The organism is Phycicoccus ginsengisoli, assembly GCF_054779295.1.
The window spans coordinates 149,999-164,694 of sequence record NZ_BAAGYN010000004.1; the positions used below are offsets into that span (position 1 = coordinate 149,999).

14 protein-coding genes are annotated in these 14,696 nt (G+C 75.4%); 7 read left to right on the top strand and 7 right to left on the bottom strand.

The window, feature by feature from the left end; translation table 11 throughout:
* The first annotated feature begins 5 nt into the window (after positions 1-5).
* The 3 genes from ACYVDO_RS08070 (at position 6) to ACYVDO_RS08080 (ending at position 1,634) form a co-directional block, all read left to right on the top strand.
* Complete coding sequence (locus tag ACYVDO_RS08070) at positions 6-611, top strand: bacterial proteasome activator family protein (RefSeq protein ID WP_460934565.1); 606 nt, start codon at positions 6-8, stop codon at positions 609-611.
* 139 nt (positions 612-750) lie between these two features.
* Positions 751-1,131 (top strand): cupin domain-containing protein, encoded by a 381-nt coding sequence (locus ACYVDO_RS08075; protein WP_460934567.1) that lies wholly within the window; start codon positions 751-753, stop codon positions 1,129-1,131.
* Between the two features lie 50 nt (positions 1,132-1,181).
* Positions 1,182-1,634: a MarR family winged helix-turn-helix transcriptional regulator gene (locus ACYVDO_RS08080; protein WP_460934569.1), complete on the top strand. Its 453-nt coding sequence runs from the start codon at positions 1,182-1,184 to the stop codon at positions 1,632-1,634.
* Positions 1,635-1,650: 16 nt separating this feature from the next.
* On the opposite strand, the gene ACYVDO_RS08085 is transcribed toward ACYVDO_RS08080, so the two are convergent.
* Complete coding sequence (locus tag ACYVDO_RS08085) at positions 1,651-2,928, bottom strand: MFS transporter (protein ID WP_460934571.1); 1,278 nt, start codon at positions 2,926-2,928, stop codon at positions 1,651-1,653.
* 91 nt (positions 2,929-3,019) lie between these two features.
* Between ACYVDO_RS08085 and ACYVDO_RS08090 the strand changes: the two genes are divergently transcribed.
* Positions 3,020-4,816: a DUF885 domain-containing protein gene (locus ACYVDO_RS08090; RefSeq protein ID WP_460934573.1), complete on the top strand. Its 1,797-nt coding sequence runs from the start codon at positions 3,020-3,022 to the stop codon at positions 4,814-4,816.
* Positions 4,817-4,874: 58 nt separating this feature from the next.
* Here ACYVDO_RS08090 and ACYVDO_RS08095 read toward each other — a convergent pair whose 3' ends face one another.
* Entirely contained in the window at positions 4,875-5,633 is a 759-nt protein-coding gene (locus tag ACYVDO_RS08095; protein ID WP_460934575.1) for a DUF6498-containing protein, read from the bottom strand.
* Positions 5,634-5,871: 238 nt separating this feature from the next.
* Between ACYVDO_RS08095 and ACYVDO_RS08100 the strand changes: the two genes are divergently transcribed.
* Together ACYVDO_RS08100 and ACYVDO_RS08105 are read left to right on the top strand one after the other, a co-directional pair.
* Positions 5,872-6,462: a TetR/AcrR family transcriptional regulator gene (locus tag ACYVDO_RS08100; RefSeq protein WP_460934577.1), complete on the top strand. Its 591-nt coding sequence runs from the start codon at positions 5,872-5,874 to the stop codon at positions 6,460-6,462.
* A complete protein-coding gene (locus ACYVDO_RS08105; protein ID WP_460934579.1) occupies positions 6,459-7,610 on the top strand; it encodes an SGNH/GDSL hydrolase family protein in 1,152 nt (383 codons plus the stop codon). Before ACYVDO_RS08100 ends, ACYVDO_RS08105 begins: the two co-directional genes overlap by 4 nt.
* Before the next feature lie 128 nt (positions 7,611-7,738).
* Here ACYVDO_RS08105 and ACYVDO_RS08110 read toward each other — a convergent pair whose 3' ends face one another.
* Together ACYVDO_RS08110 and ACYVDO_RS08115 are read right to left on the bottom strand one after the other, a co-directional pair.
* Positions 7,739-9,394, bottom strand: coding sequence for an FAD-binding dehydrogenase (locus ACYVDO_RS08110; protein WP_460934581.1), 1,656 nt, complete (start codon positions 9,392-9,394; stop codon positions 7,739-7,741).
* A 10-nt stretch (positions 9,395-9,404) separates the two neighbouring features.
* Positions 9,405-10,088, bottom strand: coding sequence for an HAD family hydrolase (locus ACYVDO_RS08115; RefSeq protein ID WP_460934583.1), 684 nt, complete (start codon positions 10,086-10,088; stop codon positions 9,405-9,407).
* A 59-nt stretch (positions 10,089-10,147) separates the two neighbouring features.
* Here ACYVDO_RS08115 and ACYVDO_RS08120 point away from each other — a divergent pair, with 59 nt between their 5' ends.
* Entirely contained in the window at positions 10,148-11,809 is a 1,662-nt protein-coding gene (locus ACYVDO_RS08120) for a metallophosphoesterase family protein (RefSeq protein ID WP_460934585.1), read from the top strand.
* Between the two features lie 54 nt (positions 11,810-11,863).
* Here the strand turns inward: ACYVDO_RS08120 and ACYVDO_RS08125 are convergent, their stop codons facing one another.
* From ACYVDO_RS08125 to ACYVDO_RS08135, 3 genes are all read right to left on the bottom strand, one after another.
* On the bottom strand, positions 11,864-12,256 hold the full coding sequence (locus tag ACYVDO_RS08125) for a YkvA family protein (RefSeq protein ID WP_460934587.1): 393 nt from the start codon (positions 12,254-12,256) through the stop codon (positions 11,864-11,866).
* A gap of 195 nt (positions 12,257-12,451) precedes the next feature.
* Positions 12,452-13,438 (bottom strand): sucrase ferredoxin, encoded by a 987-nt coding sequence (locus ACYVDO_RS08130; protein ID WP_460934589.1) that lies wholly within the window; start codon positions 13,436-13,438, stop codon positions 12,452-12,454.
* Entirely contained in the window at positions 13,435-14,685 is a 1,251-nt protein-coding gene (locus ACYVDO_RS08135; RefSeq protein WP_460934591.1) for a cupin domain-containing protein, read from the bottom strand. The genes ACYVDO_RS08130 and ACYVDO_RS08135 overlap by 4 nt, the downstream gene beginning before the upstream one ends.
* Positions 14,686-14,696: the final 11 nt, after the last annotated feature.

Below are 14,696 nucleotides of genomic sequence, written 5' to 3' on the forward strand. Positions count from 1 at the left end.
GAGCCATGACTGAGCAGCCGCGACCGGAAGGCCAGACCCCCGAGGACCGCGAGGGCGACCGCGACCCGCAGCGCGTCGTCGTCGTGACCCAGGACGGCATGGGCGTCGCCCACCACGAGGACGACGAGGACGCGCCGACGAACCCCGCCGACCTCGTCGAGCAGCCGGCCAAGGTGATGCGGATCGGCTCGATGATCAAGCAGCTGCTCGAGGAGGTGCGCAACGCACCGCTCGACGAGGCCGGGCGGGTCCGGCTGGCCGAGATCCACCGCCGGTCGATCAAGGAGCTCGAGGACGGCCTGGCGCCCGAGCTCATCGCGGAGCTGGAGCGGATCGCCCTGCCGTTCAGGGAGGACACCGCCCCGACGGATGCCGAGCTGCGGATCGCCCAGGCCCAGCTCGTGGGCTGGCTCGAGGGCCTCTTCCACGGCATCCAGACGGCGCTGTTCGCCCAGCAGATGGCCGCCCAGCAGCAGCTCGCGCAGATGCGCCGGGCCCTGCCGCCCGGGCCCGGCCCCGAGGGCGGCCCGTCCGGTATGCCGGGTGCTCCCGGCCTGGTCCCGGGCGGCCCCGAGCACCGGGAGAGCGGGCCCACCGGCCAGTACCTCTGACGGCGCCGCGCCTCCGCGACCGGGGTGGGTGCACCGGCGTGACTGGAGCCCGTATGGACAACTCTGTTGTCCATACGGGCTTCGTCGTCTACTCTCGGGCTATAGACAACAACGTTGTCCATTCCACGAAGGAGACACCATGTCACTGCACATCAGCCTCGACGCCGCCCGGACGGTCGCCACTGCGGCGGCGACCATGCGGACGCTGGCCACCCCCACGACCGCACCCGCCCTGGACGTCGCGGTCTGGCGGACCGACCTGCCGGCCGGCAGCGCCGGTCCGCCCCACGTCATCGACGGCGACCAGCTCGTCGTCGTGGTCGACGGCACGCTCACGGTCCAGGTCGACGACACCGGTCGCGAGGTCGCCGCGGGCGACGCCGTCCTGCTGCCCGGCGGCTCGCAGCGGGTCCTCGGCGCGGCAGGGGGCCGACCGGCCACCACCCTCACCGTCGGGCGCCCGAACGCGATGGCCACGGTTGGCGACGGGGAGCCCGTCCTGGTCCCGTGGACCGCCTGATCCCCGGGTCGGGCAGCGCACCCCGCCCTCGGCTCGCTACCGTCGGCGGGGTGCACGACATCCCCCTGGTCCGGCTGCTGTCGATGGCGGTGACCGTCGCCCTCGAGGAGCTGCACCACGAGCTCCACGAGAACGGCCACCCGACGCTGCGCCCCGTCCACGGGTACGCCCTCAACGCCGTCCTCGGCGGCACCGACACCGCCAGCGCGATGGCGCCACGGCTCGCCATGACCAAGCAGGGAGCGGCGCGCGTCGTCCAGCACCTGCTCGACGAGGGGTACGTCGAGTACGCCGGCGACGAGTCCGACGCCCGGAGCAAGCCGCTCGTCCTCACCGCCCGGGGCCGGGAGGTGGTCGCCCTGGCGGTGGGCGTCCAGGAGCGCATCGAGGAGCGCTGGGCCCAGGTCGTCGGCGAGCGGCAGATGGCCGGCGCCCGGCGCGCCCTGGAGCGCGCGGTGCGCGACCGCAGGGACGAGCTCCCGGCCATCCGGCTGGGCTGGTGAGCCGCAGCGGGCCGGGTCAGACCGCCGCGGACGGGAACACTGCCGGCTCGGCGGCGATGCGCCGCAGGGGTGAGAGCCAGGCGTAGGCCGCGGCGAGCACCCCGACGGCCACGACGCCGACCATCGCGCGGCGTACGCCCCACTGGCTCGCGAGCCCACCGGCGACGAGCGAGCCGAAGGTCCAGCCCAGGCCCCAGGACAGCATGCGCCCGGCGGTGTTGACCCGGCTCAGCAGGTGCTCGGGCGTGACCTGCTGGCGGTAGGTCAGGGAGTTGATGACGACGAGCTGGTACGCCACTCCCCAGCCGACCATCGCCAGCACGGCCACGAGCCAGGTGGTCGTGGAGGAGACGGCGAGACCGGCCGCCGCCGACAGCGGGATCGACAGCAACGTCAGCCGCGCCGTGCCGACGCGGCGCAGCAGGCGTGGCGTGAGCCACGCCGCGAGGATCCCGCCGACGCCCCACATGCTGAAGACCAGGCCGAACCGCCAGCCGCTCGTGCCCACGCCCAGGACCCGGTCGCACCACGGCACGGCCAGCGCCATGAACCCGGCCCCGGCCACCGACTGCAGCGCGCCGATCACGGTGTTGGACCGCACCCCGGCGTGCCGCCACAGGAACCGCTGCCCGTCGCGGATGTCGGCCAACACCGACTGGGCGCCGACCGCGAACCCCGCCGACGCGGCGCGGTCGCGAGCGCTGGACAGGGCCCGGCGGATCGTGCGCACCAGGAGCGCGGAGACCAGGAAGGTGAGGGCGTCCAGGGCGAGCAGGTCGGCCGGGTGCAGCACGGCGAGGGTGACACCGACGGCCGCCGGCACGCACAGGTCGAGGATGCCGCCGACGCCCCAGATCGCGGCGTTCGCCTCACCGACCCGGTCGCGCCCGACGAGAACAGGGAGGGCACCGAAGTTGGCGCCGTCGAAGAAGGTGAAGAGCGACTGCGCCACGAACCCCGCGACGAGCACGTGCACGACGGTGAGGTGGCCGAGCCACCAGGCCAGGGGCACCGTCCCGATGACGACCACGTTGGCCAGGTCGGCGCCCACCATGACCCGCTTGCGGTCGAGCCGGTCGCCGACGACGCCGGAGAACAGGCCGAAGAGCAGATACGGCAGCGCCTCGAGCGTCGTCGTGAGGGCGGTGAGGCCGGGCGAGCCGCTGATGCGGTAGACGAGCACCGGCATCGCGACCGCCGTGACGAGCGACCCGGTGAGCGAGGTCATCCGCGCCAGCCAGTAGCGGCGGAAGTCGGGGTCGGCGCGCAGCCGGGCCGATGGCGTGGTCGTCACCCGCACAGTCTGCCCCGGCGACGACGACGACGACGTCGCGCGCCGCCCGACCGGCTGTCGACCGTCGGCGCGCACCGCTACGTTCAGGACCATGAGCGACGCGACGAGTGGGACGACCGGGGCGGCCGGCGCGGGGACGAGCGCGGGGATGCACGGCGTGACGAGCGGGGCCGCCGGCGCGGGGACGAGCGGGGGGGCCGGCGCGGAGCCGAGCGGCGGCGCGGGCGCGGCCACCGGGGGCGAGGCCGTCCGGCGGCTGGCCGACGACTTCGACGCCTGGCAGCTCGCCACCAGCCCGACCTGGGCCCACATGATCGGCGACTACTCGCACGCGGGTCGGTTCGAGGACGCGAGCCGGGCGGCCGAGGACGAGCAGGTGGCGGCGGCGCGCGAGTTCGCCCAGCGGGCCCGGGCCATCCCCGACGAGGGCCTGGAGCTGCAGGACCGCATCACGCGCGACATGGTCGCCTTCGACGCCGACGGCCAGGCCGAGGTCGCCGCCACCCGGATGGCCGAGCTCAGCGCGAACCCCGTCTTCGGCATCCAGTCCGACCTCCAGGTGACCGTGCCCATGCTCGCGCTGCCGACCGTCGAGGTGGCCGAGGCGATGGTGGACAAGTACCGCGCCATCGGCCGGCACCTGCACGACCTCGCGCAGCGACACCGCGAGGGGGTGGCCTCAGGGCGCACCCCGGCCGCCTTCGCCGTCGAGGGCGTCGTCGAGCAGGTCGACCAGTGGCTGGCCCTGCCGCTGGAGGACGACCCGTTGCTCGTGACGGCCACCGCGCCGGAGGGCCTCGACACCGACGCGTGGCGGTCGGCCCTGCGCGAGGCCCTCGAGCAGGACGTGCGCCCGGGCCTGGCCCGCTACCGCGACGTGCTGCGCGACGAGGTGGCCCCGCACGCCCGCGACGACGAGCACGTCGGCCTGGCGCACCTGGCCGACGGGCCCGCCACGTACGCCACGCTGCTGGCGCACCACACGACGACGAACCTGTCGGCGCAGGAGATCCACGACCTCGGCCTGGCCCAGATCGAGGCGCTCGACGAGGAGTACCGGCAGCTGGGCGGCGAGGTCTTCGGCCTCGACGACCCCGCCGCCGTCCGCGAGCGCCTGCGCACCGACCCGCAGGGCCGGCACACGAGCAGCGAGGACATCGTCGCGGCGTCCGAGGCCGCGTTCGCCAAGGCCCGCGCGGCCATGCCGCAGTGGTTCGACCGGCTGCCCAAGGCCGACTGCGTCGTCCAGGCCACCGAGCACGGTGCGGCCGCCTACTACTACCCCCCGGCCGACGACGGCTCCCGCCCCGGGACCTTCTTCGTCAACACCTCGCCGCCCTCCCGGTGGGGCCGGCACGAGATCGAGGCCCTGGCGTACCACGAGGGCATCCCGGGCCACCACCTCCAGCTCGCGATCGCGGTCGAGCTCACCGGGTTGCCGGACTACCGGCGGCACGTCGTCTTCAACGCCTACGCCGAGGGCTGGGGCCTGTACACCGAGCGCCTCGCCGACGAGATGGGCCTGTACTCCGGGCCGCTCGATCGGCTGGGCATGCTCACGATGGACTCGATGCGGGCCTGCCGGCTCGTCGTCGACACCGGCCTGCACTCCCTCGGCTGGAGCCGGCAGCAGGCCGTCGACTACATGGCCGGGCACTGCGCGATGGCGCTCGAGGGCGTGCGGGCCGAGATCGACCGGTACGCCACGTACCCCGCGCAGGCCTGTAGCTACATGGTCGGGCGGCTCGAGCTGCTGCGGATCCGCCGCGAGTCGCAGCAGCGGCAGGGCGACGCCTTCGACATCCGCCGGTTCCACAACGCGGTGCTCGAGTCCGGCTCGCTCCCGCTGGCCGTCCTCGACGCGGTGGTGCAGATCCGACTCCCCTGAGGCGGCGGGAGGCAGCGCGGACCCTGCGCTGCGGGCACGCCGGCAGGGGGCACGCCGGTCAGGCGGACGGGACGGCGACGGGCACCGGTGCGTCCGTGGCCCGGTGGACCCGCAGGTGCAGCCCCGCGTCGATGACGGTCTTGAGGACGACGAGCGCGACCGCCGGCAGCACCGCCGTGGCGCCGGCGACCGGGGCCGCCGTGTCGAGGCTGCCGCCGGCGCGGGCGAGCAGGAAGGCGCTGCCGAGGACGACGACGTGCAGCACCACGATGCGGCCGTACGGCCGCGCCATCGCCTGCTGCGGCCCCGTGGTCAGCCGCTCGCCCCGCGCGAACCAGTGGACGCCCGTCGCCACGCCGTGGCTGGCGACCAGGGCGAGCAGGACGAGGAGGTATCCGCGCACGCTTCCGGTCGTCCCGATCCGGTGCGCGAGCTGCCAGGTGAAGATCCCGTGCACCAGCGTGAACATGCCGTAGTGGATGCAGAAGAAGACCATGAAGAACACCCGGGCCACGGCCTGCGGGAGCGCGATCGGCCCGCCACCCTTGACCGCGATCGCCGGGGTGCCGTTCCGGGTCGGCGTGAGGGCGCCCAGGGCGGTCCCGATGCGGACGAGCGTCCACACCCCGATCGCCACGTTCTCGAGCCAGAACACCACGAGCACGTCGCCTGCCGCCCAGCGCCCGGTGGCCACCGCCCACAGCGGCGTGGTGTTGGCAAGCACCAGGACGAGCAGCGTGGCCAACCGCGCCGAGCGCGGTGGCAGGGTCGCGGCCAGCCCGGCCAGGGCCTGCAGGCCCAACAGGCGCAGCACCATCGACAACTCCCCTGCTCGTCCGGTGGGCGACGGCGCGACGGTATGCCGGGCGCGCCCCACTTGAGGCCGGGTTCGGCCCCCGGCCCGTCCGAACGGCTGATCCGGCGCACCGCGGCCCGGCCGAGTCACTGAGCGGGCGCACCCCGCCCCGTGCCGCCGGGGCTGCGGCCGCTCGGGTGGACCGCCAGGGCTCGCTTGCCTACACTGCGTAGGTAGAAACCTGATTGGAGCAGGAACCATGCCTCGTGCCGGCCTCACCGCCGAACGGCTCACGCAAGCGGCGGCCGAGCTCGCCGACGCCGAGGGGCTGGAGGCGGTGACCGCCACCGCCGTCGCCCGCCGCTTCGAGGTGCGCGCCGCCAGCATCTACGCCCACGTGGACGGCACCCGGGACCTGCGGCGCCGGGTCGCCCTCCTGGCCCTGGCGGAGACGGCCGACCTGCTCGCTGCTGCCCTGGCCGGGCGATCGGGCCGCGACGCCCTGGGCGCCCTCGGCGAGACCTACCGCGGGTACGCCGCCCGGCACCCCGGCCGCTGGACGGCGATGCAGACCCGGCTCGACGCCGCCACCGCCGCCGCGAGCGCCGGGCCCCGCCACGCCGACCTCCTGCGCGCGGTGCTGCGCGGGTACGCCCTCGACGGCGACGCCCAGACCCACGCGGTGCGCCTCGTCGGCAGCGTCGTGCACGGCTTCGTCGACCTCGAGCTCGCCGGCGGCTTCGACCACAGCACCCCCGGTCCCGCGAGCAGCTGGGAGGCCATCCTCGACGCCGTCGACCACACCCTCCGGACCTGGACCACCCCCGACCCCGCAGGAGCCACCCCGTGATCACCACCCACCTCAGCACCGACCTCGTCGTCGGGGTCGCCGAGCTCGAGCACACCGTGCGGGGGACCCGGCTGCACCGGCTCCCTGCCTCGGCCCGGTTTCGCGCCGGCCGCGACGCGCAGCTCCTCATGGCCGAGGCCCAGCCGGCCGGGGTGCGGCTCGCGTTCCGCACCGGTGCCGACCGGGTCGAGCTCGACGTCCTGGCGACCAAGCGGGTCTACCCGGGCACGCCACCCAGGCCCGCCGGCCGATACGACGTCGTGGTCGACGGCGAGGTCACCGAGCAGCTCACGGCCGCCGGCGGCGACGAGCTCGTCATCGACCTCGCCACCGGCCGGGCCGAGCTCCACGAGGGCGACCCCACGACCCTGGCCATCGCCCTGCGACCCGGGACGCACGACGTCGAGGTGTGGCTGCCGCACAACGAGGAGACCGCCCTCGTGGCGCTGCGCAGCGACGCCCCGCTCGCGCCGCTCGCCCGCACCCGGCGCCGGTGGCTGCACCACGGCAGCTCGATCAGCCAGGGCTCCAACGCCGACAGCCCCACGGGGACCTGGCCGGCCGTCGCCGCCCGTGCCGCCGGGGTGGACCTGGTCAACCTCGGCCTGGGCGGCAGCGCCCTGCTCGACCCGTTCGTCGCCACCACCCTGCGCGACACCCCCGCGGACCTGGTCAGCTTCGGCGTCGGCATCAACCTCGTCAACGGCGACCTGATGCGGCGCCGGGCCCTGGGCCCCGCCCTCCATGGGTACCTGGACACCATCCGCGACGGACACCCGTCCACGCCGCTCCTGGTCGTCTCGCCGCTGTACTGCGGCATCCACGAGGAGACACCCGGCCCCGCCGCGTTCGACCCGGCCTCGTTCGGCACCGGGCAGCTGCGGTTCCTCGCGACGGGCGACCCGGCCGAGGTCGCGGCCGGGCGGCTCACGCTGCACGTCGTGCGCGAGGTGCTCGCCGACGTCGTCGCCGCCCGCGCCGACGACGACGCGCTGTTCCTCCTCGACGGGCTCACGCTCTACGGCGCCGAGGACGCGCAGCGGCTGCCGCTGCCCGACGAGCTGCACCCGGACGCGCAGACGCACCGCCTCGTGGGTGAGCGGTTCGCCGCTTCCGTGTTCGGTCCGGGCGGTCCGTTCGCGGCGTAGCACCGGCCTGCCCCAGCGCCCCGGCCTGCCCCGGCGCCCCGGCCTGCCCCAGCGCCCCGGCCTGCCCCAGCGCCCCGGCCTGCCCCGGCGCCCCGCGCCGACCCCTCGGTGACGAGGGACCCGCAGGCTCAGCCGACCTCGGCCGCCGCGGCCCGGCCGGCGGTGCGGCCGCTGAAGATGCAGCCGCCGAGGAACGTCCCCTCCAGCGAGCGGTACCCGTGCATCCCGCCGCCGCCGAACCCGGCGACCTCGCCCGCGGCATACAGGCCGGGCACCGGCTCCCCCGACGCGGACAGGACGCGCGCCGCCAGGTCGGTCTCGAGGCCGCCGAGGGTCTTGCGGGTCAGGACGGTGAGGCGCACCGCGATGAGGGGTCCGGCACCCGGGTCGAGGAGGCGGTGGGGGGCGACGGTGCGGATGAGCTTGTCCCCGCGGTAGTTCCGTGCCCCGCGGATGGCCGTCACCTGCGCGTCTTTGCTGAACGCGTTCTCGACCTGGGCGTCGCGGTCGCGGACCTGCCGCTCGACGTGGGCGAGGTCGAGCGGTGCGTCGGGGGTGAGCCGGTTCATCCGCTCGACGAGCTCGGTGAGGGTGTCGGCCTGGACGAAGTCGGCGCCGCGGTCGAGGAAGGCACGCACCGGCGCCGGCATGTCGACGCGCGCCCGGCCGAGGACGTCCTTGACCGACTTGCCGGTGAGGTCGGGGTTCTGCTCGCTGCCGGAGAGGGCGAACTCCTTGCCGATGATCCGCGCGTTGAGCAGGAACCACGAGTGGTCGCGCCCGGTCTGCCTCAGGTGGGCGAGGGTGCCCAGGGTGTCGAAGCCCGGGAAGAACGGCGGGGGCAGGCGGTCACCGTTGCCGTCGAACCACATCGAGCTCGGGCCGGACAGGATCCGGATGGCGTGGTCGGGCCAGATCGGGTCCCAGTTCGAGATGCCCTCGACGTAGTGCCACATCCGGTCGCGGTTGACCAGGCGGCCCCCGGCCGCCTCGGCGATGGCGAGCATGCGCCCGTCGACGTACGCGGGGACGCCGGTGACCATCCGCTCCGGCGGCGTCCCGAGGCGGTCGGGCCAGTTGGCCCGGACGAGGTCGTGGTTGGCGCCGATCCCACCGCTGGTGACGACGACGGCCTGCGCGGTGAGCTCGAACTCCCCGACCGCCTCGCGGTTCGTCGGGCGACCTCGCCCGGCCGGGTCGGCGGCGAGCCGGGTGCCGCGCACCCCGGTGACGGCGCCGCCGCCGGTCACGAGCTCGTCGACCCGGTGGCGGTGGCGGAGCTCGACCCGCCCGGTCGCCACGTGCTCGCCGACCCGCCGCAGGAACGGCTCGAGCACGCCCGGGCCCGTCCCCCACGTGATGTGGAACCGGGGCACCGAGTTGCCGTGGCCGGAGGCCCGGCCGTCACCGCGCTCGGCCCAGCCGACGACCGGGAACCAGCGCATCCCCTGCTGGTGCAGCCACGACCGCTTCTCCCCCGCGGCGAAGTCGCAGTAGGCGCGCGCCCACTGCACCGGCCACCGGTCCTCGTCCTCGAGCCGGTCGAAGCCGGCCGAGCCCTGCCAGTCCTGCCAGAGCAGGTCGGCGCTGTCCTTGACGCCCATCCGCCGCTGCTCGGGGCTGCCGGCGAAGAGCAGGCCGCCGAAGGACCAGAAGGCCTGGCCGCCGAGGTTCGCCGCGCTCTCCTGGTCCACCACCAGGACGCGCCGGCCGGCGTCGGCGAGCTCGGCGGTGGCGACGAGACCGGCCAGGCCGGCCCCGACGACGATGGCGTCAGCGTCCATGCGCCCCAACCTACCGCCGGGTAACTCCCGTCGTCACGCGAACGCGACCGTCGTGGACGGCGAACCGGACCTCGCCGAGATCCGTGACGACGACGTCCGCGAGCAGGTCCGCGGGGTCGGTCGTCGTGGTGACTGCCAGCGTGGCGCAGCCGGCCGCCCGCGCGGCCTCGAGCCCGCCGGGCGCGTCCTCGACGACGAGGCAGTCGGCCGGGTCGACGCCGAGACGCCGGGCGCCGAGCAGGTACGGGTCCGGGTGCGGCTTGCCACGCTCGACGTCGCTGGCGGTGACCACGACGGCCGGTACGGGCAGCCGGGTCGCGTCGATCCGGACGGCGGCCAGCGGCGCCGTGCACGACGTGACGATCGCGCAGTGCTCGGGCTCTGCGCTGGTGAGGGCCTCGAGCGCGGCGAGCGTCCCCGGGAGCACCGTGATGCCGCCGGTGTCGCCGAGCTCGATCTCCTCGATCCGCGCGACCGCCGCGTCGACCCGCTCCGGCTCCAGCAGCGCCTCGACCACGCCGCGTGCCGGGACGCCGTGGAACCCGGCGAGACGGCGCGGGTCGACCCCCATCTCGCCGGCCCACTGCACCCAGGAGCGGATGACGACCGGGATCGAGTCGATCAGCGTCCCGTCCATGTCGAAGAGCACGGCCGCGAAGTCGCGGCCCGCGAAGGGGTGGGGGCTCGGCGGCATACCCCGAACCCTAGGTGCCGTCCCCGGTGGTCGCCGCGACCGCCCGTTACGGTGGTCGGGTGGGCACGCCCGAGGGAAGCGCGCGTCGCGGGACCGGTGTGCTCCGGTGGCTGGGTCGCGCCGCCGCCGTCGTCGTGCTGTTCGTCGCCTGCAACGCCGGCGGGGTCGCGGCGACCACGCTGTTCCCGGTGCGGGCCGAGACCCTCAACTACGCCGCGACCCTGCGGCTCTCGCTCGACCCCGGCGACATCTCGACGCTCACCGCGCCGACGACGTTCGGGAACATCCGGCTGGAGTTCGGGGGCTACGTCCCCGCCCCGGGGGTGCGCGCCGAGGTGCAGGTCAAGGAACGCATCACGGACCTGCTCTCGCGCCCCAACATCTCGGTGCGCTCGCTGCAGCCGGGCCCCCTCGAGCTCGAGCGCGCCGCGCGCGACGCCGCGACCGGGCTGGCGCTGCGGTTCGCCGCCGGAGCCCTCCTCGTGGCCGGCCTCGCGCTCGGTGGGTATGCCGTGTGGCGACGGCAGCGCGTCGGGGTGCCCCCGACGGTCTCGGGGCGGGTGGTGCGCTGGGGGGTGGTGCTGACCTGGACCACGTCCTGCGTGGCGACGTTCGCGGTGGTCGCGTGGACCTTCCAGCCCGCGCGGCTGGTGACGTTCTCGACGACCGGGATCCTCAGTGCCGTGCAGCGCAACGCCGACCTGCTCGAGGGGGTCGAGACCAGGGCCGAGCAGACGACGCCCTACCTGAAGAACCTGCTCGCCCTGTCGTCCGCCCTGCAGGACAAGTACGCCCCCCAGAACCTCAGCAGCCCGGTGGCCGCGCGGTTCCTGCTCGTGTCCGACATCCACGGCGGCAACCAGTACGCGTTGATGCGGACCATCGTCCGCCAGGAGCGGGTGGACGCCGTGATCGACTCCGGCGACCTCGTCAACTTCGGCACGGCGACGGAGGCGGAGGCCGCGGGGGTGTTCAAGGGGATCGCCTCCCTCGGCGTCCCGTACCTGTTCGTCAAGGGCAACCACGACGCCCGCTCCGACGTCGACCGCGAGGTGCTCGACCGGCTCGCGAAGGTGCCCAACGTGGTGCTGCTCCAACCCGACGACACGACGTACCGGATCGAGACGATCCGGGGGGTGCGGATCGCCGGGTTCAACGACCCCCGCTGGTTCGGCGACGACAACAAGGACAACGCGGCCAAGCAGAAGCCCGCAGCCCAGCGGTTCGTCGCGGCCATGGCCGACCAGCCCGCGCCCGACGTCCTCGTCTCGCACGAGCCGGCCGCGGTCGAGGACGTGAAGCGGGCCGGCATCCGCATCAACGGGCACATGCACACGGCAGACCTGAAGGGGAACCGGATCCAGGTCGGGACGTTCACCGGCGGCGGCCCGTTCAGCCACTTCGTGGCCGTGGGCGGCAACGGAGAGGAGCTCACCGGGCAACCGTCGGCCTTCGACATCGCCGCGTTCGGCACCGACTGCCGGCTCGCGTCCCTGACCCGCTACCAGTTCCGCAACGTCGTCGAGGGGCGGCCGGCGTACGACGACGTCACCCTCATCAACGGCTCCCGGATCGAGGCCGCCGCCCCGCCCCTGTCGAAGGCGACGGGCGCGACCCCCACCGCCTCCACGGCGACGACGACCCGTGGGGGGTCCCCGGCCCGCACCTGCGCCCCGGACCTGGAGCCCACCACCGAGCGCGTCACCGCCACGACGCCGTGACGCGGGCGGCGCCGGGTCCGGGCCTCCGGACACGGGCGGCACCGGGTCCGGGCGTCAGACGCGGGTGAGGCGGCGCAGCGCGTCGAACCCGTCGTCCGTGCCGCGCCAGCGCCGGCGGCACTCCTCGACGCCGACCCGGCGCAGCACCGACCGCAGCGTCCACAGCACCACGACCACGTCGTCGGCGTACCCGACGACCGGGATGAAGTCCGGCACGAGGTCGAACGGGAGCGCGAGGTAGGCGGCCAGGGCGACGAGCCGCCACCGGACCGACGCAGGCTGGGACCCGTCGGTCACGAGGTCCTTGACGAGGCGGACGAGGTCGGGCAGCAGGCGCACGGACTCGGTCAGGGCGCCCCCGCGGGGACGCGCGACGAGCAGGGCGACGACCAGCGCGAGCCACGCGACGACCAGGGCGGCGACCAGCGACACGAGGAGCTCACGCACCCGGTCATCCTCTCAAGGGGGCGGCCGGTGGTCGGCACGGCCCGCGGGCGGGCGTGTTCCGTCGGGTGGCCTGCGTCCGCGACGCCGCCCGGCGCGGGTCACCGGTTCCGCTCACCGGCGCGGGTCACCGGTTCCGCTCACCGGCGCGGCTCACCGGCTCCGCCCACCGTCACCAGCGGGGGTCACCGGCGCGGATCACCGGGGACGGGTGGTCGCGGCATACGTGTGCGCCGTGGCCTCGCCGGCAGCGCGGCAGGTGAGGCGGGCCGCGGCCTGGACGCTGCGACGGACATCCACGACCGTGCGTCCCGGCATTCCGGCGACGCCCAGGACCTCCACCTCCCACATGCCGGGCCCGGTCGCGGTCACCGCTCCGGCCCGCACGTCGCGCGGGCCACCGGGACCGTGGTCGCGCAGGACCGCCGCGAGCGCCGCCTGCACGGGTGGGGGCACGGTCGCGAAGCCGCGCAGGTGGTCGGGGTCGACCCGGCCGGCGAGGTGGCGCTCGACGACGGCGACCGCGGAGTCCGGGTCGAGGCCGCCGTACGTCGTGCCGTCGGGCACCACCAACAGGTTCGCCGCGAACCGGTCGCCCCCGATGTGCGAGCACTCCCAGGTCCGTTCCGGCCAGCGCTCGGCGACGGCGGCGGCGACCGGCCGGCCGCGGACGGCGCAGCAGACGTCGTGCCGCCCGTGGGTGCACACGAGCAGCTGGGGTCCCCGGTCACCGGCGGGACGGTCAGCCGGGGAACGGTCCTCGTCGGGACGGTCACCTGCGGGGCGGTCACCCGCGGGTCGGTCCTCGTGGTGGCGGTCCCCCGCGGCAGGCCCCTCGGCGGAGGCCGGTCCGTCGCGCAGGGCCCGCACGGCCGCCTCGAGGCCCCCGGCGCGGGTCCAGGTGCCCCACTCCTGCCGGCCGTCGCTGTCGATGACCGCCCACTCGCGCGGGGCGTCGCGGGGGCCGCGCCCGGGCCGCCGGACCAGCACGGCCCGGCCGCCGACGGCGAGGGCGGTGCGGTGCACGGCGGCGCCGAGCCCGGACGGCAGGCCGGGGCTGTCGAAGGCCGCCGGGAGCCAGCCGCCGGGGTGCTCGACCAGCAGCCAGCGCGTGGCCGGCGCCGCGGTGCCCAGCATGGCGTCGCCCCGACGGCGAGCCGACGTCGAGCAGCGGGGAGTGGTCATCCGGGGACGACGACACCGGTGCGCAGCAGCCTGCGCGCGAGCCCGACGCCGAGCTCCCCCGCGGTGGCGTGCCCGTTCACCAGCAGGGTCTCGACCGCGGCCAGGTCCCGGCCCTCGACGGGCAGGGAGCCCACGCGGCTGCGCAGCACCGTCCCCCCGGCACCACCCGGAGCCGGCTCGAGGGTGGCCTCGACGTGGTCGCGCACCCGCACGACCGTCGACTCGTCCGCGTGCGCGGCGACCTCTGCCTGGGCGAGCGGCGACAGGGGTGCGGGGCGCTGGGCCGCGCGGGCGGCACCGGCCAGGCCGGCCGCCAGCTCGCTGGCGTCGACCTCGGCCAGGGCGGTGAGCAGGGCCTGGCGGACCGCTTCGACGACCGCGTGGTCGGGGCCGGAGCCTACGAGGTCGGTGCCCACGGCGAGGGCCGACCGCAGGTCGGGACCCCGGCTGGCCCGGGCGACGGCGGCCCGCACGAGCTGGTCGGCGACGTGCCGCCGTGTCCAGGCGTGCACCCCGATCGTCAGGTGGATGCTCGTGCCGCCGAGGGCGGTCGCGGAGTGCAGGTAGCCGCGCGGCAGGTAGAGGCAGTCGCCGGGGCGGAAGGTCGTCTCGAGCAGCGGCTCGGTGCTGGCCGCGGCCTCCTCCACCGCGCCGCGGTGGTCGGTCCACGGCTCGTCCCGCAGGGGGAGCGGGTGCACCGGCGGGCGGATGCGCCAGCGCTTCTCACCGGCGACCTGCAGGACGAAGACGTCGTGGACGTCGTAGTGGTCGCTGAAGCCGGTGTTCTGCGGGGGCGTGACGTACGCGTTCACCTGCACCGGGTGACCGAGCTCCGCGGCCAGGGACTGGGAGAGCTCGACGACCGGCCCCCACGTGCGGTGCAGGCCCTGCAGCACGAGCGTGGCGCCGTCGGCGAAGTGGGCCAGCACGGCGTCGTCGCTGGCCTGGTCGGCGATCGCGGCGCCGATCCCCCCGCCACGGGTGAAGCTCCGCTCGGGCAGGGTCGTGCCGTCCTTCGCCATCCGCAGGAAGGGCGTGCGCAGGGCGCGGGTCGAGACCAGCTCGTCGACGGCCGCCGCCGAGAAGAGGTCGTCGAAGGACCGCGGCAGGTCGGCTGCCCGGGTCAGCAGCGGCTCGCGGGACCAGTACCGGCTGGCGAACTCCTCGGGCCCGATCCCCACGAGGCGCGACAGCACCGGGAGCCCGCCCGACTGGACGCGCTCCCGGTGCCGCTCGGTCGTCGTCACGACGCTCCGCT

Excerpts from the sequence above, each read along its gene's own strand:
- ACYVDO_RS08100 (WP_460934577.1), top strand. The coding sequence starts at position 5,872 with ATGCCTCGTGCCGGCCTCACCGCCGAACGGCTCACGCAAGCGGCGGCC.
- ACYVDO_RS08075 (WP_460934567.1), top strand. The coding sequence starts at position 751 with ATGTCACTGCACATCAGCCTCGACGCCGCCCGGACGGTCGCCACTGCG.
- ACYVDO_RS08130 (WP_460934589.1), bottom strand. The coding sequence starts at position 13,438 with ATGACCACTCCCCGCTGCTCGACGTCGGCTCGCCGTCGGGGCGACGCC.
- ACYVDO_RS08115 (WP_460934583.1), bottom strand. The coding sequence starts at position 10,088 with ATGCCGCCGAGCCCCCACCCCTTCGCGGGCCGCGACTTCGCGGCCGTG.
- ACYVDO_RS08090 (WP_460934573.1), top strand. The coding sequence starts at position 3,020 with ATGAGCGACGCGACGAGTGGGACGACCGGGGCGGCCGGCGCGGGGACG.
- ACYVDO_RS08110 (WP_460934581.1), bottom strand. The coding sequence starts at position 9,394 with ATGGACGCTGACGCCATCGTCGTCGGGGCCGGCCTGGCCGGTCTCGTC.
- ACYVDO_RS08095 (WP_460934575.1), bottom strand. The coding sequence starts at position 5,633 with ATGGTGCTGCGCCTGTTGGGCCTGCAGGCCCTGGCCGGGCTGGCCGCG.
- ACYVDO_RS08070 (WP_460934565.1), top strand. The coding sequence starts at position 6 with ATGACTGAGCAGCCGCGACCGGAAGGCCAGACCCCCGAGGACCGCGAG.